At 45.2% G+C, this 22,512-nt stretch carries 26 protein-coding genes; 12 read left to right on the plus strand and 14 right to left on the minus strand.

What is annotated here, in order from left to right:
• Positions 1-11: 11 nt before the first annotated feature.
• Positions 12-1,052 (minus strand): phosphoribosylformylglycinamidine cyclo-ligase, encoded by a 1,041-nt coding sequence (gene purM / locus J4N43_RS04000; protein ID WP_053349811.1) that lies wholly within the window; start codon positions 1,050-1,052, stop codon positions 12-14.
• Positions 1,053-1,231: 179 nt separating this feature from the next.
• On the opposite strand from purM, the gene upp reads away from it, so the two are divergent.
• The gene (gene upp, locus J4N43_RS04005; RefSeq protein ID WP_005380401.1) at positions 1,232-1,858 is read left to right on the plus strand and encodes a uracil phosphoribosyltransferase; all 627 of its coding nucleotides are present in this window, start codon (positions 1,232-1,234) and stop codon (positions 1,856-1,858) included.
• A gap of 116 nt (positions 1,859-1,974) precedes the next feature.
• Here upp and J4N43_RS04010 read toward each other — a convergent pair whose 3' ends face one another.
• Complete coding sequence (locus J4N43_RS04010; RefSeq protein WP_005389855.1) at positions 1,975-3,228, minus strand: uracil-xanthine permease family protein; 1,254 nt, start codon at positions 3,226-3,228, stop codon at positions 1,975-1,977.
• A 365-nt stretch (positions 3,229-3,593) separates the two neighbouring features.
• Between J4N43_RS04010 and J4N43_RS04015 the strand changes: the two genes are divergently transcribed.
• Entirely contained in the window at positions 3,594-4,802 is a 1,209-nt protein-coding gene (locus J4N43_RS04015; protein ID WP_033907510.1) for a DUF2066 domain-containing protein, read from the plus strand.
• A 140-nt stretch (positions 4,803-4,942) separates the two neighbouring features.
• Here J4N43_RS04015 and J4N43_RS04020 read toward each other — a convergent pair whose 3' ends face one another.
• From J4N43_RS04020 to bepA, 4 genes are read right to left on the minus strand one after another with little or no spacing between them, the layout of a single operon-like run.
• Positions 4,943-5,383, minus strand: coding sequence for a DUF2069 domain-containing protein (locus tag J4N43_RS04020; RefSeq protein WP_005380407.1), 441 nt, complete (start codon positions 5,381-5,383; stop codon positions 4,943-4,945).
• Between the two features lie 22 nt (positions 5,384-5,405).
• Entirely contained in the window at positions 5,406-5,975 is a 570-nt protein-coding gene (gene wrbA / locus J4N43_RS04025) for an NAD(P)H:quinone oxidoreductase (RefSeq protein ID WP_158159742.1), read from the minus strand.
• Complete coding sequence (gene arsC / locus J4N43_RS04030; protein ID WP_005380410.1) at positions 5,976-6,326, minus strand: arsenate reductase (glutaredoxin); 351 nt, start codon at positions 6,324-6,326, stop codon at positions 5,976-5,978.
• Between the two features lie 16 nt (positions 6,327-6,342).
• Positions 6,343-7,794, minus strand: a complete 1,452-nt coding sequence (gene bepA / locus J4N43_RS04035) for a beta-barrel assembly-enhancing protease (RefSeq protein ID WP_005394337.1) — start codon at positions 7,792-7,794, stop codon at positions 6,343-6,345.
• A 257-nt stretch (positions 7,795-8,051) separates the two neighbouring features.
• Between bepA and J4N43_RS04040 the strand changes: the two genes are divergently transcribed.
• Together J4N43_RS04040 and J4N43_RS04045 are read left to right on the plus strand one after the other, a co-directional pair.
• A complete protein-coding gene (locus J4N43_RS04040; RefSeq protein WP_005380414.1) occupies positions 8,052-8,288 on the plus strand; it encodes a sulfurtransferase TusA family protein in 237 nt (78 codons plus the stop codon).
• Position 8,289: 1 nt separating this feature from the next.
• Positions 8,290-9,363: an AI-2E family transporter gene (locus J4N43_RS04045; protein WP_005389843.1), complete on the plus strand. Its 1,074-nt coding sequence runs from the start codon at positions 8,290-8,292 to the stop codon at positions 9,361-9,363.
• 77 nt (positions 9,364-9,440) lie between these two features.
• Here the strand turns inward: J4N43_RS04045 and bcp are convergent, their stop codons facing one another.
• Both bcp and J4N43_RS04055 read right to left on the minus strand, forming a co-directional pair.
• Positions 9,441-9,911, minus strand: a complete 471-nt coding sequence (gene bcp, locus J4N43_RS04050; RefSeq protein WP_005380418.1) for a thioredoxin-dependent thiol peroxidase — start codon at positions 9,909-9,911, stop codon at positions 9,441-9,443.
• A 16-nt stretch (positions 9,912-9,927) separates the two neighbouring features.
• Positions 9,928-10,470 (minus strand): glycine cleavage system transcriptional repressor, encoded by a 543-nt coding sequence (locus tag J4N43_RS04055; protein ID WP_005380420.1) that lies wholly within the window; start codon positions 10,468-10,470, stop codon positions 9,928-9,930.
• 476 nt (positions 10,471-10,946) lie between these two features.
• On the opposite strand from J4N43_RS04055, the gene dapA reads away from it, so the two are divergent.
• Together dapA and bamC are read left to right on the plus strand one after the other, a co-directional pair.
• On the plus strand, positions 10,947-11,825 hold the full coding sequence (dapA, locus tag J4N43_RS04060; RefSeq protein ID WP_047102853.1) for a 4-hydroxy-tetrahydrodipicolinate synthase: 879 nt from the start codon (positions 10,947-10,949) through the stop codon (positions 11,823-11,825).
• A gap of 79 nt (positions 11,826-11,904) precedes the next feature.
• Positions 11,905-12,924, plus strand: a complete 1,020-nt coding sequence (bamC, locus tag J4N43_RS04065) for an outer membrane protein assembly factor BamC (protein ID WP_005380424.1) — start codon at positions 11,905-11,907, stop codon at positions 12,922-12,924.
• A 106-nt stretch (positions 12,925-13,030) separates the two neighbouring features.
• Here bamC and J4N43_RS04070 read toward each other — a convergent pair whose 3' ends face one another.
• The 4 genes from J4N43_RS04070 to J4N43_RS04085 are packed head-to-tail and all read right to left on the minus strand — an operon-like array spanning position 13,031 to position 15,449.
• Positions 13,031-13,234: a DUF2897 family protein gene (locus tag J4N43_RS04070; protein WP_005380425.1), complete on the minus strand. Its 204-nt coding sequence runs from the start codon at positions 13,232-13,234 to the stop codon at positions 13,031-13,033.
• Positions 13,231-13,929 (minus strand): M15 family metallopeptidase, encoded by a 699-nt coding sequence (locus J4N43_RS04075; protein WP_025768261.1) that lies wholly within the window; start codon positions 13,927-13,929, stop codon positions 13,231-13,233. Before J4N43_RS04075 ends, J4N43_RS04070 begins: the two co-directional genes overlap by 4 nt.
• 14 nt (positions 13,930-13,943) lie before the next feature.
• Positions 13,944-15,080, minus strand: a complete 1,137-nt coding sequence (gene dapE, locus J4N43_RS04080; protein WP_053349787.1) for a succinyl-diaminopimelate desuccinylase — start codon at positions 15,078-15,080, stop codon at positions 13,944-13,946.
• Positions 15,081-15,098: 18 nt separating this feature from the next.
• The gene (locus J4N43_RS04085) at positions 15,099-15,449 is read right to left on the minus strand and encodes an ArsC family reductase (RefSeq protein WP_005380431.1); all 351 of its coding nucleotides are present in this window, start codon (positions 15,447-15,449) and stop codon (positions 15,099-15,101) included.
• Between the two features lie 291 nt (positions 15,450-15,740).
• Here J4N43_RS04085 and J4N43_RS04090 point away from each other — a divergent pair, with 291 nt between their 5' ends.
• Positions 15,741-16,028, plus strand: a complete 288-nt coding sequence (locus J4N43_RS04090) for a winged helix-turn-helix domain-containing protein (protein ID WP_005380433.1) — start codon at positions 15,741-15,743, stop codon at positions 16,026-16,028.
• Positions 16,029-16,062: 34 nt separating this feature from the next.
• Here J4N43_RS04090 and J4N43_RS04095 read toward each other — a convergent pair whose 3' ends face one another.
• Positions 16,063-16,395, minus strand: a complete 333-nt coding sequence (locus J4N43_RS04095; protein WP_005380435.1) for a DUF4156 domain-containing protein — start codon at positions 16,393-16,395, stop codon at positions 16,063-16,065.
• A gap of 3 nt (positions 16,396-16,398) precedes the next feature.
• Positions 16,399-16,752 (minus strand): DUF2956 domain-containing protein, encoded by a 354-nt coding sequence (locus J4N43_RS04100; protein ID WP_005380437.1) that lies wholly within the window; start codon positions 16,750-16,752, stop codon positions 16,399-16,401.
• Between the two features lie 143 nt (positions 16,753-16,895).
• Here J4N43_RS04100 and J4N43_RS04105 point away from each other — a divergent pair, with 143 nt between their 5' ends.
• The 5 genes from J4N43_RS04105 (at position 16,896) to J4N43_RS04125 (ending at position 22,428) form a co-directional block, all read left to right on the plus strand.
• Positions 16,896-17,381 (plus strand): DUF2919 domain-containing protein, encoded by a 486-nt coding sequence (locus J4N43_RS04105; protein WP_025768263.1) that lies wholly within the window; start codon positions 16,896-16,898, stop codon positions 17,379-17,381.
• 46 nt (positions 17,382-17,427) lie between these two features.
• Positions 17,428-18,330 (plus strand): Dyp-type peroxidase, encoded by a 903-nt coding sequence (locus J4N43_RS04110; protein WP_005394322.1) that lies wholly within the window; start codon positions 17,428-17,430, stop codon positions 18,328-18,330.
• A 142-nt stretch (positions 18,331-18,472) separates the two neighbouring features.
• Positions 18,473-19,612, plus strand: coding sequence for a flagellin (locus tag J4N43_RS04115; RefSeq protein WP_053349786.1), 1,140 nt, complete (start codon positions 18,473-18,475; stop codon positions 19,610-19,612).
• Between the two features lie 263 nt (positions 19,613-19,875).
• Positions 19,876-21,009 (plus strand): flagellin, encoded by a 1,134-nt coding sequence (locus J4N43_RS04120; RefSeq protein ID WP_005380447.1) that lies wholly within the window; start codon positions 19,876-19,878, stop codon positions 21,007-21,009.
• Between the two features lie 288 nt (positions 21,010-21,297).
• Positions 21,298-22,428: a flagellin gene (locus J4N43_RS04125; RefSeq protein WP_005380449.1), complete on the plus strand. Its 1,131-nt coding sequence runs from the start codon at positions 21,298-21,300 to the stop codon at positions 22,426-22,428.
• Positions 22,429-22,512: the final 84 nt, after the last annotated feature.

A 22,512-nucleotide genomic window follows, 5' to 3' on the forward strand; every position in this document is an offset into this window, starting at 1 on the left:
CGATTTGCAAATTATTGGATTTCAACTTGCTCTTCGTTCGCGTTTGCTTGTGCGATTTGACCAATCACCCACGCGTTTTCGCCTTCTTCTTTAAGAAGAGCAACTGCTGCATCTGCCTGGTCTTTCGGTAGTGCGACGATTAGACCTACACCACAGTTGAATGTGCGGTACATTTCGTGTGTGTCGACGTTGCCTTTCTCTTGTAGCCACTTGAAGATAACTGGCCATTCCCAACTGTTACCATCGATAACTGCTTTCGTGCCTTCAGGCAGTACGCGTGGGATGTTTTCCCAGAAACCACCACCAGTGATATGAGAAATCGCATGGATGTCGTGTTTCTCAATCATCTTAAGTGCTGACTTGATGTAAATTTTTGTTGGTTCCAGTAGGTGCTCACCAATAGTGCGGCCTGCTAGCTCTTCGCTCTTATCTGCACCAGATACTTCTAGGATCTTACGGATAAGGGAGTAACCGTTTGAGTGTGGGCCGCTTGAGCCAACAGCGATAAGTGCATCACCAGCAGCGACTTTCGTGCCGTCAATCACGTCTTCTTTTTCTACTACGCCAACACAGAAACCAGCTACGTCGTAGTCTTCGCCTTCATACATGCCCGGCATCTCCGCAGTTTCGCCACCAATTAGGGCACAACCTGCTTGAACACACCCTTCTGCGATACCTGAAACAACATCCGCTGCGGTATCAACGTCTAGTTTGCCTGTTGCGTAGTAATCTAGGAAAAACAGTGGCTCTGCGCCTTGCACGATAAGATCATTTACACACATTGCCACTAGGTCGATGCCAATCGTGTCGTGCTTGTTCATATCCAGTGCTAGGCGAAGTTTTGTGCCAACGCCATCAGTACCAGAAACCAGTACAGGTTGTTTGTATTTAGTTGGCAATTCGCATAGCGCGCCAAAACCACCGATACCACCCATAACTTCAGGGCGACGAGTACGTTTTACCGCACCCTTAATACGATCCACAAGCGCGTTGCCTGCATCAATATCTACACCAGCGTCTTTATAGCTAAGAGAAGAGTTGTTACCACTCACAGGGAAGTCCTCGGTATTAAGTTGGATATGAAAACGGCGCTATTCTAACAGTGCTTAAACATAGATGGCAAACGTTTGCGTCTGTTTTTTTCTTTAGTGATTTATCCTGATATCCCTGTGGAAATCATGTATAATCTGAAGGTTTGTTTAAATATTGCCAACTATAGCCGGAGATGGACATGAAAGTTGTTGAAGTAAAGCACCCTCTAGTAAAACATAAAATTGGTCTAATGAGAGAAGGTGACATCAGCACAAAACGTTTTCGTGAGTTAGCGACTGAGGTCGGTAGCCTACTTACTTACGAAGCAACGTCAGACTTTGAAACAGAAAAAGTGACCATTGATGGTTGGAACGGTCCGGTAGAAGTAGACCAGATTAAAGGTAAAAAAGTAACCGTAGTGCCAATCCTACGTGCAGGTCTAGGCATGATGGATGGAGTTCTTGAGCACATGCCAAGCGCACGTATCAGTGTTGTGGGTATTTACCGTGATGAAGAAACGCTTGAGCCAGTTCCTTACTTCAACAAGCTTGCTTCAAACATCGAGGAGCGTATTGCGCTTGTTGTTGACCCAATGCTTGCAACAGGTGGTTCTATGATTGCTACGATCGATCTCCTAAAAGAGAAAGGTTGTAACCAAATCAAAGTGCTGGTACTTGTTGCTGCACCAGAAGGTATTGAAGCGCTAGAAAAAGCACACCCAGATGTTGAGCTATACACTGCGGCAATCGATGAGAAGCTTAATGACAAAGGCTACATCGTTCCGGGTCTAGGCGATGCAGGTGATAAGATCTTCGGTACTAAGTAATTCTTTGATGTATTACTATGACTGAACAGAAAAAGGCTTGGTGAAAACCAAGCCTTTTTTGTATCTACAAGAGGAGAAGAGTAAGACACGCCAACTAATAAAGCGGCGCAAACGAACTATTTCGCGCTTTCTTCTTCCATTTGTGCGTTATCCACAACGTGGTTTTCACCTAAATCGTTTGGTAGCACAAGGTTAAGAATAATTGCCACGATACCGCATAGGCTCACACCTTGTAGACTGAACTCACCAATACCGAAAGCCATACCACCAATGCCAAACACAAGTGTTACGGCAACAATCACTAGGTTACGAGACTTATGTAAATCAACGTTATTCTTGATCAGTGTGTTGAGGCCTACCGTTGCGATGGAGCCGAACAGCAGAATCATGATGCCGCCCATAACAGGAACTGGAATCGTTTGAAGAACCGCACCTAGCTTACCTACCAATGCAAGTACGATTGCGGTGATTGCTGCCCAAGTCATGATCACAGGGTTAAATGCTTTGGTTAGCATTACCGCTCCTGTTACTTCACTGTAAGTGGTGTTTGGTGGAGCACCCACCATCGAAGCTGCGATAGTTGCCACCCCGTCACCTGCGATTGTGCGGTGAAGGCCTGGTTTTTTCAGGTAGTTTTTTCCTGTAACGTTTGAGATAGCAAGCATGTCACCTACGTGCTCAACCGCAGGTGCGATAGCGACAGGAATCATGAACAAAATTGCGTTGATATTGAACTCTGGCGCGGTGAAGTTTGGCATGGCTAGCCAAGCCGCTTGCTCTACGGGAGTGAAATCAACCACACCGTAGAATAGAGAAACAGAGTAACCAGCAAGAATACCACCAACAATAGGAACGAGCTTCAAAAAGCCTTTTGCAAAAACGCTGAGTACAATGGTTGTGAGCAGTGAGACCGCCGAGATAATGATCGCAGCATCACCATTAACTAGCTGTGCAGCTCCATCACCAGTTTTACCTACCGCCATGTTCACTGCCGTTGGGGCAAGGCCAAGGCCGATAACCATGATCACAGGGCCAACGACAACGGGCGGGAGAATTTTATGGATAAATCCAACACCACGCACTTTGATCATCGCCCCTAGAGCCACATAAACTAAGCCCGCTGCCATCAAGCCGCCCATCGTTGCACCGATACCCCAAGTTTGGATACCGAACATAATAGGAGCAATAAACGCAAAAGAAGAGGCAAGGAAGATGGGAACAGAACGTTTAGTCATTAACTGGAAGAGGAGAGTACCGACACCGGCACCAAAGAGGGCTACGTTTGGATCAAGGCCAGTTAGGAGCGGCACAAGCACCAAAGCACCAAAAGCGACAAAGAGCATTTGAGCGCCTTGTAACGCGTTTTTCATAATAATTCCCTATTTTCAAGATACGCAGACAAATCCGGCGAATACTATCATCCTGCAATCGTTTGCAATGTTGCATAGATCAAACTTTCGATTGAATTTTTCCCATAAATAGCACTTTTGAGAGTTGCTTGCTTGCAAATTGTCCTCTTTTACGTGTCTTGCGTGAAGATGAAAAATGGACAGCCTAACTTGTTGAGATAGCTTAATAAGCAATGAGTTTATTATAAAAAATAGCACTGAAGCGCTGGTTGAGGCCCGAGTTAACAAAGCTGGTCATAATACAGACAATTTACTCAGTACTTACCTTGCTCAAGATTTGATAGTTGCTTATTATTCGGGTTCTTGTTCAGAGGATTATAAAAACTATGCGCTATTTAGCTCTCTTACTGATAGGTTGGTTGTCCCTACCAGTATATGCATTAACTCAGGTGGATATCTATCGTGCCGAAGTGGTTATCGACAGTGAGCAGAACGACGGTGAGTCTTTGGCTCGTCAACAAGGTATGCAGGATGTGATTGTTCGAGCGACCGGTTCTCAATCCTCTTTAAGCAATCCAGTGATTAAAAAGGCACTTAGCTCAAGTGCGCGTTACATTTCTCAACTGAGCTATGGGCAGGTTGATGGAAAAGCGAGCTTAAAAATGTTGTTTAACAACGACCAAATCAGCTCTCTTTTAACACAAGCACAATTGCCATCTTGGTCGCCAAATCGTGCCAATATTTTAGTTTGGATGGTTGAAGAACAGGGTTACGATCGTAACATTGCGTGGGAGCATTCTGAATCTTCAAATGTTGCAGCACTTCGTAGCGCAGCGAAACTAAGAGGCCTACCAATCACTATCCCGGTTGGGGATTTTGATGATGTAACCGGTGTTAATGTCTCTGATCTTTGGGGCGGCTTTATTGAGCCAATTGGTCAAGCTAGCCAGCGCTACCCAGCTGACGCCGTTTTGGTTGTCCGAGCTCAAGGTGAACAAATTCGTTGGACACTCTACGACCAGTCGCCAACGAGAATTGTAGAAGCGCAACGTTCTCCGCGTAGCGGGTCTGCATCAGGTGCTAATGCTATTGCAGAAATGGTGGATGGCATCGCAGACTACTATGCAAGTAAGAGTGCAGTTGTGGTTTCAGGAAAGTCTTCAAAAGCGCTAGCAGTGAAAGTCCTTAATGTAACCTCTGCCACGGACTTCTTCCGTTTAGAGAATGCGTTAAAACAACTTAATTCGGTTGCGGGTACAGAGATTAAGCGTGTTCAAGGGGACGAGTTAACGCTCAACATCCACCTTTTGGCATCACAACAAGCTTTTGAGAAAGAAGCTTCTTCTATTTCTCAATTAATGGTTTTTGAAGATCCTTTAGGTGAAGTTGATGCCCCAGCTTCAACTCAAGAAGAAGAGCCATTGGTTCAGAGTAATGAAGCAAAGGACGCCGCGACGCCAAAAGAAGCGCAGCCTGAAGTACCAGTAAATGTTGTGGCAGAAGCAAGTGACGAAACACAACCAACTCAGCCGATGATTGTGGAGCCTGTCCGAGAACAGTATGACTTGATCTACGAGTGGCGCTCGGCATCGTAATCGCCTTGGTAGCATTCCAGGCATGAAACGCAAGGATCAAAGACCAATGTGGTAAGCATAAAAAAGAGTCGCAATAGCGACTCTTTTTGTTTTCTAAATTCGTATTCGAACCAATGATCAGTGATTGACTGCAATTGGCGTTATTTATTGAATTTCGCTTTTTCTTCTTTTTCTACTTGAGAGAGGCGTTTCAACTTAAGACCTAGCTCTTTGCCTCTCGCTCTAGCAAACAAAATATTGCCAGCGAAACCGAGTGAAGTCAGTATCAGTTCCACTGCCGCAAGCCAGCGTTCACCCCCATCCACATAAAGGATGGTCAGCGCATGCAAGAAATACAGCATAAGAACAAAGTTAGCCCAAGCATGAGTGTAAGGCTTACCAGCTAAAATACCAGGTAACGGAAGTAGTAGCGGAATACACCAAGCAATAGCAAGTGTTGTGCTGCTGAGGTGAGGGTGAGGGGATAACGCAAGCTGCCAAATAGCGACCCAGGCTAATAAGGCTAAGTTGCCAAATAAAGCCAGGTAACGATAGGTTTTAGCCTGTGTACCGAGTGGTGTTTGGTCTAAAGAGTCAGACATCGATTAACTATCCTTGATTTTACTAACAGACTTTTAGTTTTAACGCTGCAGTTGCCAGCCTTTTGCCTAATTGTTGTGCCAGGCGAATCTCTTCACTGCTTAGGGTTGCCTCATGGCCTACACTGCTGGCGCCATACGGAGTGCCTCCGGACTGCGTAGTGTGTAACTCTGGCTCGGAATAAGGAATGCCCAAAACCATCATCCCGTGATGCAATAAAGGGGTCATCATGCTTTGTAACGTTGTTTCTTGACCACCATGCATCGAGGACGAAGAGGTAAAGACACAAGCAGGCTTATCGATTAAGTCACCACTGACCCATAAAGATGTAGTCTGATCCCAGAAGTGCTTTAAAGGCGCAGCCATGTTGCCAAACCAGACGGGACTGCCAAACGCTAGACCGTCGCACGTTTTCAGTTCCTCTAGAGTAACAATTGGATCAGAAGGGGAGTGTGAGTGAGGTGACAATTCTTCAACTGTACGCAAAACTGCTTGGCATTGAGGAGTCGAATCGACTCCTCTTGCTATTTGTCTTGCCAGTTGTTTTGTCGAGCCATGACGGCTGAAATACAAAATAAGGATCTGGCAATCCATTTATAAAATATCCAACACTTGCTCTGGTGGGCGACCAATTTTTGCTTTGCCGTTAGCAACGACTACCGGACGCTCAAACAACTTTGGATTTTTCGCCATTGCTTCGAATAATTGCTCATCGCTGACGGAGTCTTCGCCTAAGCCAAGCTCTTTATATTCACTTTCTTTAGTGCGCATCATTTCACGTACAGATGAAAAGCCAAGCTGGGCGTACAGCGCTTTTAGTTCATCCACGTTAAGTGGTGTGTCTAGGTATTTGACGACTTCCGGTGTAACACCATTTTGCTCAAGCAGTTCAAGTGTTTGACGGCTCTTTGAGCAACGAGGGTTGTGATAAATCACGACTGACATGGTTTTCTCCATTTCGTTATTGTAATGCCATGAATCGATCTCTTTGGATCATGAGTTGGTCGATACGGGCATCGTATCGTGCTTGCTCTAAGCTGCCCAACTTGGCCATTTTACTTGCTTCACTATAATATTGAATCGCTTTATTCCAATTTGCTCGCAATGCCAAAATTTCTGCTCGAGCAGCCAACTCTTCATCGCTACGCCCCAGCGCGTGGTAGCTCTTCGATATTAGGTGCCAGCCATTTGTATCTTCAGGATAGTCATGAGTGTATCTTTGAAGAACTCGCGTGGCTTGATCGTTTTTATTGTCCTCAAGTAGCGCATTGGCGTAGTTAATGGTCAATACTTTATTTTGAGGGTTACGAGATAACGCTTTGCGGAGCATCTCGGTTGCTTTTTCTGGCTGCTTCTTCTCGATGTATAAATCCGTCATAGCGTCCAAGTAAAACGGGTTACTTGGGTCTTGTTCCAGTAACTTTTTCAAAATTGGTTCCGCTTGAGATAAGCGTTTATTGTCTAAATGCACGAGTGCTCGACCATAATCAAAAGCAGGTGTAATGTCCGCAGAGGCTTTCTTTTGAGTTCGCTCAAACCAGCTCAGGGCGGCTTGTCCATCAATGCCAGCGTAACGAGCCACAATGCGCGCGCGAGCTAGATGATAGTCTATTGAAGGCACAACACGCATTGGAGGATAGGTTCTTGCTCGCGCACGGCTATCGGTAATTCGATCTTCAGGCAGAGGGTGAGTCAGGAGCATTGGTGGCGGTTTACTCGCATAACGATACTCATCAGCAAGACGGCCAAAAAACCTTGGCATTGCTTGAACATCAAAACCGGCTTTTGCTAGTGTCGAAATACCAAAGCGATCCGCTTCTTTTTCGTTTGCACGAGTGTAGTTGATTTGACTTTGCATGTTGCCCGCGGTTGCTGCTGTAATTGCAGCCATCCCCGCTTCGGGTGAGGCAATTGAAAGCAGTAGTGCCCCCGCAAGTGCGGCTAATGTGGCCGGAGAGCGGCGTGCTTGTTCTTCCATACTCCGAGCAAGATGACGTTGTGTGACGTGCGCTATCTCGTGAGCGACAACAGAGGCCAGCTCACTTTCTGAACGAGCATGAAGAAACAACCCAGAATGCAGCGCTACATAGCCACCAAAAAACGCGAACGCGTTGATATTACGGTCGCGAATCATAAAGAAGTGGAACGGCGTTTTTACATCATTCGCATTGGCCACTAATTTGTGCCCAAGAGAGTCAATATATTCATTGATGACAGGGTCATTAACGATAGGTTTACTGGCTCTGAGCATACGCATATAGGCGTCGCCATAAATCAACTCTTGGTCTATTGAAAGCGTGCCACCAGCAGCTGTGCCAATGTCTGGCAAGTCAATGCTATTGGCATAAGTTGTCGGCGAACTGATGGCAGCAGCAAGACATAAGCAAACTAGCGAGCGAGTGCGTTTTAACATACGTTTAAAAGGTTCTCCAAAATACATAAGCATGTGGTTACAGGTCGAGAGCCTATTAACAGCGCCACATACGTTTTGGTTATCCGTGAGGATATAAGCTAACAGTAAGACCGGAAATAAATGAATTGGTTTCGTAAATTATTTTACATCCGAGCTATTTCAGCATGTGGTTAAATCATGTCAGAAGTGCTAGCACCAGCTCAAAAAGCCGTTACAATACAACCCTATCATAAGTGCAGAGCAATACAATGGAATCCATGTTACTTGATTTGCGTGAGCAACGTTGTCCTATGGCACTGTTACTTGCAAAGCGTCATGCTGCTGAGGTCTTTCAAGGAGAAGCAAAGCAGTATCATCAACTTGTCATTCAAGTGGTGGACAACAGCTCTAAACGAGACATTGTGAACTATCTTAGTGCCCAAGGGTACTCGGTTGATTGCCAATCTACATCAGAGCACTACACATTGACTGTCTTCAATAAGGAATCCGCATAAGATGTTTGAAATGGTTAGTCGTTGGTATAAACGACGTTTCTCTGACCCTCACGCAGTAAGTCTCGTCGCGATCTTGCTGTTTGGCTTTATCACCATTTACTTCTTTGGACACTTGATTGCGCCATTACTTGTCGCGATCGTTTTGGCTTATCTACTTGAATGGCCAGTTGTCAAAATGTGTCGTATGGGCGTGCCGCGCACTTTGTCGGTTATTATCGTGATCTTGGTCTTTGTCGGGTTAATGTTAATTGCGTTGTTTGGCTTGGTTCCGACGATTTGGACTCAGGTCGGTAATCTAATTAACGATATTCCGAACATGTACAACGGGCTACAAAAGTTTATTGTCACATTGCCAGAGCGCCATCCTGAACTAGCCAATTTAGAAATAGTAGAAACCGTGGTGACGAACGCCAAAAACCAAGCACTGGGGCTGGGTGAAAGTGTCGTCAAAGGGTCGCTTGCTTCATTAGTTAGCATTGCAACGCTAGCGGTATATTTGATCTTAGTGCCACTCCTTATCTTCTTTTTGCTTAAAGACAAAGAAGAAATGCTGCGAATCGCAAGCGGTATTCTGCCGAAAAACCGTAAATTGGCGAATAAAGTTTGGCATGAAATGAACGAGCAGATATCAAATTACATTCGCGGTAAAGTGTTAGAGATTTTAATCGTGGGCGGTGTGAGCTACGTGACTTTTGCCCTTTTAGATCTTCGTTACTCGGCGTTGCTTGCCGTAGCTGTTGGTCTGTCGGTTTTGATTCCTTATATCGGTGCGGCGGCTGTTACCGTACCTGTTGCTATCGTTGGTTTGTTCCAATGGGGTTTAACGCCTCCGTTTTATTGGTTGTTGCTTGCTTACGGTATTATCCAGGCGCTGGATGGTAATGTGTTGGTTCCTGTTCTGTTTTCCGAGGCAGTAAACTTACACCCAGTTGCTATCATTGTGGCTGTATTAGTCTTTGGTGGGCTGTGGGGTTTTTGGGGGGTGTTCTTCGCCATTCCTTTAGCGACATTAGTCAAAGCCGTATGGCATGCATTACCAAGCACGGAAGAAAACGAACCTGTCGAACAAGAGTAGTTGTTACCAAAGGTACGATGGTTAAAAGAAAGCCCAGCAGTTTGCTGGGCTTTTTGTTTGTAGAAAAACAATAGCGTTTAAGCGTTTTCGTTTAAGTAGTTTAATACGACTTCGTGGTGATCTTTGGTTTTGAACTTGTTGAACACATGTTCGATCACGCCTTCTTCATTGATCAGAAAGCTAATGCGGTGAAGACCGTCGTATACTTTGCCCATGAATTTCTTTTCGCCCCAAACGCCGAACTGGTCAGCAACGGCATGGTCTTCATCAGAAAGCAGAGTGAAGTTTAAATCATCGCGCTCGATGAACTTGCCTAGGCGCTTTACAGGGTCGATGCTTACGCCGAGTACCACCACGTTATGTGCATCGAGTTCAGCTTTGATGTCACGAAGGCCTTTTGCTTGTGTAGTACAACCCGGCGTCATCGCCTTAGGGTAAAAGTAGAAAAGTACTTTCTTGCCTTTAAAGTCTTCAAGAGAAACGGTATTTCCGTCTTGGTCGAGCAAAGAGAAGGCTGGCGCTGGCGAGCCTGCTGTCAGCGTATTCATTTTGATTTCCTTTACTTTATAGTGTGTTTTTAATGAAATTCAGAGAACCTTGTACGTTGAGCGACTTACAAAGTTCATCGAAGTCTTCTTGTAACTGCATCAAATTAAAATCCGCGCTTACAGATGCAGTAATCGCAATGTGAAACTGGTCAGAATCGAGTTGAATTTTCGACTTGCTGATGGTTTGCGCGCTAAGAGAGTCTAAACCAATCTGCTGATCAGCGAAGAACTTAGTAAATTTTTCAGTTAACCCAGGGCGGTCTTCAGACTCAATAAACACTTCCATGGTGTAGCTGTTATCGAGCAGTTCGTGCGCCGCTGTGCGTTTCATGATCGTAATAAGGTCATGTTCTTGGCCAAGCAGGGGCAATTGCGTTTCAACTCGAGTCACGCTGCTGGCGTTCCCAGTCAGGAGCATGATCAGCGTAAATTCGCTGCCAAAGATAGCGATACGGCTATCGACTATGTTACAACCAGCTTGAGTAACGAGCTGTACGACTTGGTTACAAATGCCTGGACGGTCCGTTCCAACTGCTGTAAGTACCAGATGTTGCTTCATAAATGAGCTTCTTGTCCTTTCTTCAATAGAGAGATGTTAGCACAGATATTGCGAAGAAATATCGAGCCAGTTCTTTTTTAGTCTATAAAAAGCAGGAGGATGTTGAGGGGGAATGGTGGGAAATAAACAGTAAATGCAGGCTGTAGGATAAACAAAACGTTTGCATGATGTGCTTGCCTATTGTCTGGCCGTTTTATTCACTTAGATCTGACTTGGCTAACAAGACCAAAGAGTATATTTTCCTTGCTTGTGCTCTTCAGTATTTTCCAAATCACTGATAGATTCTAAAGTCACTCGAAAGCCCAACACGATTATCAATATTGCCGTTAATCAAACCAAATAGAGCAATTAAGTTGCTAGACCTCTAACAACTGGTAATTATTCATTCATTTGTACTTTGTAAGCGAGTTTACGCTCTTGTGTTTTTCAATCGCATTACAGTACCATGCAGAAAGAGTTAAATGAGGGAGATAAACATGTTTTCAGGAAGTATCGTAGCGCTGATTACGCCATTCAAAGCAGATGGCGAAGTAGACTTTGACGGTCTGCAAAAGCTAGTAGAGTACCACGTTGAAGCGGGTACAGACGGTATTGTGGCAGTAGGCACAACAGGTGAGTCAGCGACACTGACCATTGAAGAGCATGTAAAGGTCGTTAATAAAACTGTTGAGTTTGCCGACGGTCGCATCCCTGTGATTGCTGGCACGGGTGCAAATGCAACCCATGAGGCAGTAACATTTAGCAAATTACTGGCTGATTCTGGTATTGCTGGCTTCCTGAGTGTGACACCGTATTACAACAAACCAACTCAAGAGGGTTTGTTTCTACATTACAAGGCAATTGCCGAAGCGAGTGATGTGCCTCTAATTTTGTACAACGTACCAGGCCGTACTGCTGTTGATATGCAGCCAGAAACAGTGGCACGCTTGTCAAAGCTTGATAATATCGTAGCTCTAAAAGATGCAACGGGCGATTTGGAACGAATTGCAATTCATCGTGAACTTTGTGGCGAAGATTTTATCTTACTAAGTGGCGATGATGCGACAGGGCTGGATTTTGTGAAACTTGGCGGCAATGGTGTTATCTCGGTAACGAACAATATTGCAGCTAAAGACATGGCAGACATGTTCCATTTGGCAAGTGAAGGTAAGTACGAAGAAGCAGAAGCGATTAACCAACGCTTGATGACTCTACACAAAAACCTTTTCATCGAAGCAAGCCCTATCCCAGTAAAATGGGCAGCGCAAAAGCTTGGTTTGATTGAAGAAGGTGGTTTGCGTCTTCCTTTAACTACGCTTTCTGAAAAATCGCAGCCGATCGTCGAGCAGTCGCTAACAGACGCCCATATTTATTAAGATTGAGCTATAAGATTGAGTTACTAGGATTGAAGTTCATACTGGGGGCCAAAGCGCCCTCGGTGTTTTAGGAGTATAGATGAAGCTTTCAAGCCAGTTAGTGTTAAGTTCATTAGCTGTATTCGTATTGACTGCCTGTTCAGGTGGTGCCAATCAACGTCGTCAAGCAAAAGATGACTTCGAGTATTTGAACTCCCCAAATTTGGGTGAGTGGAATGTCCCACAGGGTGCACAGCCTCAGTTTTACCCTAACTACGAGATCCCTCAGGGTAACTACGCTGGTGGTGTCGGTAAAGATGTCGACATTCGTCCACCTCAACAAGTCCTAGAGCTTATTCCCGGTGCACGTTTGGACCGCAGCAGTGATGGTGAAGTGACACTTTGGCTACTTCGTAAAGATGAACTAGATAAAGTTTGGCAAACGGTGCAAAACATGGTCGCGGCTAACGAGATTCCAGTTGAAAGCCAAACAGACTCTCGCATCGAGACAGGGTGGGTGACTTGGGATTCGCCAGATGAAGAGCTAGAAATTGGCAGCCGATATGAAATCGTACGCGCTGAAGCAAACGGTCGACACGGCTTTAAGGTGAGCCTTATTGACTGGCGTGAAGGCAATCAAGTGAAAGAAGTAACGGCGACCAACCGTGAGCGCTACAATGTGTTCATGACGAACTTGGTCACCGCTCGCTACGATCAAGAAGTGCGTGAAGAAGCACAGCGTAAAGCGCAAGAGTTGGTTAAACAGATCCCAATCACAATGGGTAAAGACCGCAGCGGACTTCCTGTGATTATCGCGCGTGCGCAATACAACATGCTTTGGCAACGTCTGCCTAATATTCTACCTAAGATGGGCTTTAAGATTGAAGAGCGTAGCCAGTCTCAGGGTACAATCACTGCGAAATATGCGTCTCCGGATGATGAATTCTGGAACGATATCGGCGTTAAACCAGTGGAGTTAGCCGCTGGTAAGTACACATTCTTACTTGGTGATTTAGGCAACCGTACGTCTATCAATATCACCGACTCCTCTGGCAAGCCAGTAGAAGAAGAGTTTTTGAAATCACTAGCGCCTGTATTGGCTGCAACAGTGAAGCAGTAAACAAAGCGAGCTTAACGCGGCGTGTTTACTTAATGATAGAAAAGGGACCTAGTGGTCCCTTTTTTGATGTTTAGATTAAATGTGTCGAGATGAAGCTGGTGAGTAACTAACGAGGCTCGTTTTTGTTTTTATCTTCTTCAGCGTAGCGCTGTTTATCCAATGTGTTCAGCTTATCTAAATCGTTCTTACGGCTTTTATCCATCTGACCAAACTTCATTTTTGCGGTATATTTGAGTGCGGCAATATTACCAATGACCACGCTCAACACTACAATAATAATGACCCAAGGATTGGTTAGTATTTCTATCATAGAGCCTCCGGCGGCGTGATATTGTGAATAAATTTGGCAACGACGTTATCCAAATTATTCAGTATGACGTCAATCCCTGCAATGTTGTCGGTCTGATTTTGTTTAATCAACTGGCTTCTGAGTACATCAAGCGTCAATTGCTCGAGGCATTGCTGCCCGACAGCGCGGTGACTAATGTGCCAAGGCTCAATCGAAACGCCACCTAAATCATGCTGATAAGGGAAGAAGAAACCGAACCGACCAAGGTTGGCTTTTAACCATTGGTAGAACGCTTGCTGGTGGCCTTCAAGATACTCCCAAGGTTCCAACTTGAGTTTGGTGTCAGCAGGCAATAAATTGCGCGCATAGACATCAAAATCACAACCCCAATGATGACGACTTCCTCCGGGCAATGCCGACCAGCGCAAAATGGCCATCAATTTCTCTTCGTCATTTAACTCTGCTTTATTCAAAGGGCGGGAGTTTATGTCGAGAATTGGCAACTCACCAGAAAACTTCCCGTTCCAGATGGCTTTTTGGCGATTAAAGTCACGAAAACCACTGGCGATTTCCATTTTGAAACCTGCTTCGGTTGCGGCATTAATCATCTTCAATAAGTCATTGACTACTTTAGGGTGAAGCATAAATGCCTTTTGCCCCACTAGTGTGGATTGAAGATGAGAATCAGTGATTCCGGTGAGTTGCTCTGGTGTCATTGTGTTCTCGCTGATTACTTCGCCAATAGGTGTTTCAACGTGTTTTCGTACATGTCCGTCAACTTTTCAAGATCGTCGACTTTCACACACTCGTTCACTTTATGAATCGTAGCGTTAACAGGGCCTAACTCTACGACTTGACCTCCCATTCGAGCAATAAAACGACCATCAGACGTACCGCCAGTTGTAAGTAGCGCTGGCTTCGTATCATTGACTTCGGCCACAGCAGCTACAACCGCGTCTAGCAGTGCGCCCGTATCGGTCAGGAATGGGTCACCGTTGAATGTCCATTTTAGGTCGTAGTCCAGCTCATGCTTGTCCAATGTTTCGGTAACACGCTGAACAATTGCGTCATTGTTAAGCTCAGTACTAAAACGTAGGTTGAACTGAACATGGAACTCGCCAGGAATAACGTTAGACGCACCAGTGCCAGCCGATACATTCGGGATCTGGAAACTGGTCGGTGGGAAGTAATCATTCCCTTTGTCCCATTCTGTCGTCGCGAGTTCATGAATCGCGAGTAGAGACTCGTGCACTGGATTGCTGGCTAGGTGAGGGTAGGCCACGTGGCCTTGTGTTCCTTTTACCGTTAAATCACCAGTGATGGATCCACGGCGTCCATTTTTCACTACATCGCCAACCACTTCGGTGCTGGATGGTTCACCAACAATACACATATCGATGTTCTCACCACGTTCCATCAACGTTTCTACAACGCGAACGGTACCATTGATAAATGGCCCTTCTTCATCTGACGTAATCAAAAAGCCAATTGAGCCTTTGTGGTCTGGGTTTTCTTCAATGAAGCGTTCGACAGCAACGACCATAGCAGCTAGTGACCCTTTCATGTCAGCTGCGCCGCGGCCATGCAAGTAACCATCAATAATGGTCGGTTCAAACGGATGTGTATTCCAGTGTTCCAATTTGCCAGCTGGTACCACATCGGTGTGGCCAGCAAACGCAAATAGCGGCGCTTCTGAACCACGTCGAGCCCAGAAGTTCGTGGTGTCTTCAAATACCATCACTTCAATTTCAAACCCGAGTGCTTTTAAGCGCTCGATCATCAAATCCTGACAACCTGCGTCTTCCGGCGTTACGGACTGTCTACTGATCAGATCTTTAGCAAGTGCCAATACTGGACTGTCTGTCATCCTTGAGTATTCCTTTATTTAAGAGTTGAAAATGCTAGCGTATTGATCAGCTTTAAAACCGATATGAAGTTGATCATTCACTTTTAAAATTGGGCGTTTAATCATCGCAGGGTTTTCTACCAAAAGAGCGATGGCGTTTTCCTCGTTAAGTGTGTCTTTCTGCTCTTGCGCTAATTGGCGGTAGGTTGTGCCACGTTTATTGAGCACCTGTTCCCAACCTAAAGCGCGACAAAATTCACTTACCATTTCTGCATCAATGCCTTGCTTACGGTAGTCATGGAAGTCGTAAGCAATATCCTCGGCTTCTAACCATTTCTTGGCTTTTTTGATCGTATCGCAGTTGGGAATACCAAACATGGTAATCGACATAGTGTTTCCTTTTTCTTTGTTCTATTTTTCACTGGCGCGGTTAAGACGCACTTAAGTGATTTGGGCTGTTAAAGCATCCTATCAAGAAGCAATCAAACTGACAAAATGCGGTGGAAAATATTTTCAGATAGATTGAGATAACTAATGTCACATAACTTATTTACGATGAATGCGCTATAAATCGAATAAAAATTCGTCTAAATCAAATGGAAAAGTCGAGTTATTGATCAAACGCAACACCTCGCTGAGCAAAAACGAAATAATGAATCAGCACAATTTTAGGAGGTGTCAATGGAATTGAGTCCTGTTTTTGCAAGGCGGCTATATTTGGCCTTGTTGGTGGAAAACCTAGAAAGGCCGAATGTGCCAAAGTTGATCGAAAAAACGGGGTGGCCTCGTCGTACTATTCAAGATGTACTCAAGGCGTTACCTGGGATCGGCATTGAACTCATATTCGTTCAAGATGGCCGACGTCATAATGACGGCTATTATCAACTTTCAGATTGGGGGCCTTTTGATAGCCAATGGGTTCTAGAGCGGGAGAGAGATATCGCTAGCAGTCTTGGATTTCGTGCATAAGCCAGCAATTGCTGGCTTTTTTCATATTCAGGCCTCATCCATTGCAGCGGTAGGCGGAACCCAGCACGCTAAATGAAGTGATAAAATCTTGTGGGGAAACCATAAAAACGGTGTCCGCATCGATAGCCGCTGCATTGTTTTTTAAATCGTTCATCGCGCCTTGCATCATCGCGTCATTAGTCATGAAAATGTAGTTATACCAATGGCCTTCACTTCCGGTGACTTCGCCTTTGTATTCGCATCGCTCAGGGTCGAATTGCGCGTCAATGCGAATATGAACATCTTGACTTTGAGCATGAGTAAGGTGAGAAGGCATCGTGCAACCCGTTAGAAGCACGACAAAAAGTCCAAGTAACAGGCGTTTCATTAGCTATTTCCCCAATACTATGTAAGCAGCAAAGCCAATCCAGCTCAGGACAAGTAGTGTCCAAGGCAGTTTGCTTGATGAATGGTTTGGCGCATCGTCGGTGATATTGTCTTGTTCGATAATCTCTTCATGCTGACGTTGTTTTTCACGTTGCTGTTTTTTCTTCGCTTTATCGGCTTGGCGGTTGCGCTCTTTTTGTTGTTTCTTATATTGCGCGATGCCTTTTTCGATACCTTGAGCGATGAGCTTGGTTTGCTCTTTGGTTTGGCCGGGCTTTTGCGTGGATTTAGCAATTCTCATCGCTTCGGCTTGTGTTTCTTGAGAAGGCACAGGGGTGGCTGGAGTTCTTTTTTTCATGTTTCTCATCAACGTCGCTGTAAATCTTTGTTTAGTTTACCTGTGTAAGGTGCTGAAATGAACTTCAGTTCTCATCTTTGTTGGCTTGCAACTCTGAAACGATAGGTTAAAGTGGCGTTTTATCACATAAAGAAGAAGATGTTGTGCGCTATTCGTTTGACCAATATGACGCTCATGGATTTTTAAAGGCGCCGATCATTTTATGGGTGGGATGGATGTTTCTTGTGCGTTCATGGGTGGTGTTTGCCATGGCTGGTGTAAGTCGTGATAGTGGCAGCAAGCTACTCGCTATTGTTTACCCAGATTCAAGTACGTTGTATTTAGGTTTGGCGATGGGCATTCCAAGTTTGCTTCTTATGTGGTTAATGGGGCTTCGTCATCCCGACAGAGGATGGGTAAACAGAATTACTCGCTATGGTCGCGAGATCACTTTGATCTTGTGCGGTATTCAACTTGCTCAGACCATGTATCATGTGTACCTAGAACATGGAGTGTTTAATTGGGCAAACGCCCTTACCATTACCTTATTAGCTTGGTTTATGATCTATCTTCTAAATGGAAGATGGGTAAAAGACTGTTTTCATGTGCCACAATTGGCGCACGATGAACAGCAGCATTCAAAGAATTAAAAACAATAACTTCCCACTCTGGGGCAAAGTAATAGAGGAAACCTCAATGTCACAAGCTCAAACGGCGATCGTGCCAGAAGCCGGGCCATTTGCACTGTACACTCAACTCAAAGTGAACCAAAACCGTGAAAACGTATTAGAAAAACTGAAAGCACTGCCAAAGTTGGTGGAAGAGTTAAACATTACCCAGCCGGGTGCAGCGCTGACGCTTTCTATCGCATTCACAAAATCGTTTTGGGAACACCTTAATGTAGACGCGCCAGAAGAGCTTATTGATTTTACTCAACTTGGCGAAGGGGACATCGTAGCGCCTGCATCGGATGTCGATGTACTGATTCACTGTCACTCGACTCGTCACGACTTGCATTTTTACGTGTTGCGTAAGTTCCTAGAAGAGACGGCACAAGATGTCACCATTGTGGACGAAACATATGGGTACCGTTACCTTGATGCTCGTGATATGACAGACTTCATTGATGGCACAGAAAACCCGAAAGGGGAGGCTCGCGCTGATGTGGCTCTAGTAAAAGAGGGCCCATTTGCTGGAGGCAGTTATGTTATGGCTCAGCGCTTTGAACATAACCTTGCCGCTTGGAATCGATTGAATGTCAAAGCGCAAGAAAAAGTGATTGGTCGTACCAAGCCAGACTCTATCGAGCTAGAAGACGTTCCTGCTGCATCACACGTTGGTCGAGTTGATATCAAAGAAGAAGGTAAAGGTTTGAAGATTGTTCGCCACAGCTTACCATACGGGACGGTGACAGGGCCTCATGGCCTGCTGTTTATTTCTTACTGCAATACACTTCATAACATTAAAGTGATGCTAGAAAGTATGTACGGCGTGACAGATGGTAAAACAGACCAAATGCTTCGTTTCACAACAGCGGTAACTGGTGCGTACTTCTTCGCGCCTTCGCAAGAAATGCTCGCAGAGCTAGCCATCAAGTAAGTTGTCAGACTTTATTTCTTAAGCCCTCCAATGGAGGGCTTTTGTTTTCTATTTCTATTCCAATCTCTTTTCAAAAAACACTAAACTTTTCTGTTACTTGGTCGATAAGTACTCAAAGCCTTAATTTTAGGACTCTTTATTCGTGGCGATCACCGTTAATACCAATGTTGCAGCACTTGTCGCACAGCGTCACTTGACCAGTGCAACGGATATGCTGAATCAATCCATGGAGCGTTTGTCTTCAGGGAAGCGTATTAATAGCGCAAAGGATGACGCTGCGGGTCTGCAAATTTCCAACCGTCTGCAATCGCAAATGCGTGGTTTGGATGTCGCGGTACGTAACGCGAATGACGGCATTTCTATAATGCAAACCGCTGAAGGGGCGATGAATGAAGTGACTAACATTATGCAACGTATGCGTGATTTGTCGCTTCAATCAGCTAACGGTTCAAACAGCAAAGCGGAGCGTACTGCACTGCAAGAAGAAGTCTCTGCTTTAAATGATGAGTTAAGTCGTATTGCAGAAACGACCTCCTTTGGCGGACGTAAATTGCTGAATGGCACATTCGGTACATCGTCTTTTCAAATCGGTGCAACGGCTGGTGAAGCGGTACAAATTGGCCTGCGGACCATGCAGCCGGAATCTTTAGGTAGCTTTTCAATGAGCTCATATCAAAGAGTCAGTTCAGATTGGACGGTTCAAAACGGAAATAATGAAATTGTTATCAGCTACCGTGATAACAATTTTGAAGAGCAGGAGATCCGTATTGAAGCTAAAGCTGGCGACGATATAGAAGAACTCGCGACTTACATTAATGGGCAAACCGATAAAGTGAGAGCGTCTGTTAATGAAGAGGGGCAACTGCAGTTACTCATGTCCCACAAGGACGCCATAAAATACCCTGGACCAACCTTCAGTGGTGGCCTGGCTGATGAGTTAGAACTTGGCAAGTATGTCACCGTAAATAGAACGGTAGATAGTATTGATATTAGCACGGTCGGTGGCGCTCAGATGGCGGTCGGCATTTTAGATGATGCTTTGAAAACGGTAGATGGCAGTCGTGCGGAGTTAGGCGCGTATCAAAACCGCTTTAATCATGCGATCAATAATCTCGATAATATCCACGAAAACTTAGCCGCTTCCAACAGTCGTATCCAAGACACTGACTATGCCAAAGAAACTACGCAAATGGTGAAGCAACAGATTTTACAACAGGTCAGTACCTCTATTCTGGCGCAAGCAAAACAAGCGCCAAACCTAGCATTGACCTTGCTTGGCTGATGAACGGCCTTGCCCGAATTTAACGTAAAACCTGCCTGTATCGACAATTCGAAAAGAAGCTTTAGCGAAAAATGAAAGTTTTTTTGCTTTTTTATCCGCTTTGTCACGATTACCCCTCCAAACGAATTATTTTCAAAAAAATACAAAATTTTCTCTAAAGAAAACAGGGCATGCGCCGTTAATAAAAGTAACTTTGAGAGAACTACTTGGTTTTCCGAGACGTCGGAAACCGCTACACCGGAAAATCAATTGGAGAAATCACCATGGCAGTGAATGTAAACACTAACGTATCAGCGATGACCGCTCAGCGTTACCTAAACAACGCAAACTCAGCTCAACAAACTTCTATGGAGCGTTTGTCTTCAGGTTTTAAAATCAACAGCGCAAAAGATGACGCTGCGGGTCTACAAATCTCGAACCGTTTGAACGTACAAAGCCGTGGTTTGGATGTAGCGGTTCGCAACGCGAACGACGGTATCTCGATTGCACAAACTGCTGAAGGTGCAATGAATGAGACCACTAATATTCTTCAACGTATGCGTGACTTGTCTCTGCAATCAGCAAACGGTTCAAACTCGAAAGCAGAGCGCGTTGCGATTCAAGAAGAAGTGACCGCGCTAAACGACGAACTAAACCGTATCGCAGAAACCACTTCTTTCGGTGGTAACAAGCTACTAAACGGCACACACGGTGCGAAATCGTTCCAAATCGGTGCAGATAACGGTGAAGCAGTGATGCTTGAGCTAAAAGACATGCGTTCAGACAACAAAATGATGGGCGGTGTGAGCTACCAAGCTGAAAGTGGTAAAGGTAAAGACTGGAACGTTGCTGAAGGTAAGAACGACCTAAAAATCAACCTAACGGACAGCTACGGCCAAGAGCAAGAAATCAACATCAGCGCAAAAGCGGGTGACGATATCGAAGAGCTTGCGACTTACATTAACGGTCAAACTGACCTAGTGAAAGCCTCAGTAGACCAAGACGGTAAACTGCAAATCTTTGCTGGCAACAACAAAGTCGAAGGCGAAGTCGAGTTTTCAGGCGGCCTATCTGGTGAGCTAGGTTTGGGCGAAGGTAAAAAAGTGACGGTAGATACTATCGACGTAACCTCAGTCGGTGGCGCACAAGAATCTGTTGCTATCATCGATGCGGCACTGAAATACGTAGACAGCCACCGCGCAGAGCTGGGTGCTTTCCAGAACCGTTTCAACCATGCAATCAGCAACTTGGACAACATTAACGAGAATGTGAACGCGTCGAAGAGCCGTATCAAAGATACAGATTTCGCGAAAGAAACGACGGCAATGACCAAGTCACAAATTCTATCGCAAGCGTCAAGCTCAATCCTTGCGCAAGCGAAACAAGCGCCAAACTCAGCGCTAAGTCTGCTAGGTTAATTTCAAACCTAAGACGAGAACCTCATTGGCTCGTGGTGAGAGATGAGCGAGTAAACCCAGCTTCGGCTGGGTTTTTTTCTGTCTTTTGGGGCCCCAGGATTTCTGCGAATCACGACATTAGAGCTTCATCACATTTCAGTAAGCCAAAGAAAATAATCGCAAAAAATTGAAAATTTCTTCTAAAGGATATTCATCGGTCGCCGTTAAAGGGACTGAGAGAAATGAGATGTACCTAAGTGAGGTGAGAGACACGACGGTACATTCACTAAAGCCTTAAGGAGATCAATTATGGCGATTAACGTTAATACTAACGTTTCTGCGATGACTGCACAGCGTTACCTAAACCAGGCAGCTGACGGTCAACAAAAATCAATGGAGCGTTTGTCTTCGGGTTATAAAATCAATAGCGCGAAAGACGATGCTGCAGGTCTACAGATTTCAAACCGCTTGAATGCACAAAGCCGTGGCCTAGACATGGCAGTGAAAAACGCAAACGACGGTATTTCTATTGCACAGGTTGCTGAAGGTGCAATGAATGAATCTACCAACATCCTACAACGTATGCGTGATCTTTCGCTTCAATCTGCGAACGGTTCTAACTCAAAAGCAGAACGTGTAGCGATCCAAGAAGAAGTAACAGCGCTAAACGATGAGCTAAACCGTATTGCAGAAACTACCTCTTTCGGTGGTAACAAGCTTCTAAACGGTACTTACGGTACTCAATCTTTCCAAATCGGTGCGGACTCAGGTGAAGCAGTGATGCTTTCTATGGGTAACCTACGCTCAGACACTTCAGCAATGGGTGGTAAGAGCTACGCAGCAGAAGAGGGTAAGGACGCATCTTGGACTGTTGGTGAGAAAACAGAGTTCAAAATGAGCTACACCAACAAGCAGGGTGAAGAGAAAGAGCTATCAATCAGCGCTAAGCAAGGCGATGATATTGAGCAGCTAGCGACATACATCAACGGTCAAAACGATGATGTAAAAGCCTCTGTTGGCGAAGATGGCAAACTACAAGTATTTGCTTCTTCTCAAAAAGTTGAAGGTGATGTTGAGTTTTCTGGCAACCTAGCAGACGAGATCGGCTTTGGTGGCCCGAAAGACGTAACAGTGAAAGACATCGATGTAACCACAGTAGCTGGCTCTCAAGAAGCAGTAGCGGTTATCGACGGTGCTCTTAAGTCCGTAGACAGCCAACGAGCTTCACTCGGTGCTTTCCAAAACCGCTTCAACCACGCAATCAGCAACCTAGACAACATTAACGAGAACGTTAACGCGTCTAAAAGCCGTATTAAAGATACTGATTACGCGAAGGAAACCACTGCGATGACTAAGTCGCAAATTCTTCAGCAAGCAAGTACTTCAATCCTGGCTCAAGCGAAGCAGTCTCCATCTGCAGCGCTAAGCTTGTTGGGCTAAGTGGTAAACCCAGCCTGAGGTCAACACCTTAGTGCTGGGGCACCAAAGCGATAGATTCTATCGTTAGCCCATAAGGTGGAAGGG

The organism is Vibrio sp. SCSIO 43009 (assembly GCF_023716525.1).
Lineage (GTDB): Bacteria > Pseudomonadota > Gammaproteobacteria > Enterobacterales > Vibrionaceae > Vibrio > Vibrio alginolyticus.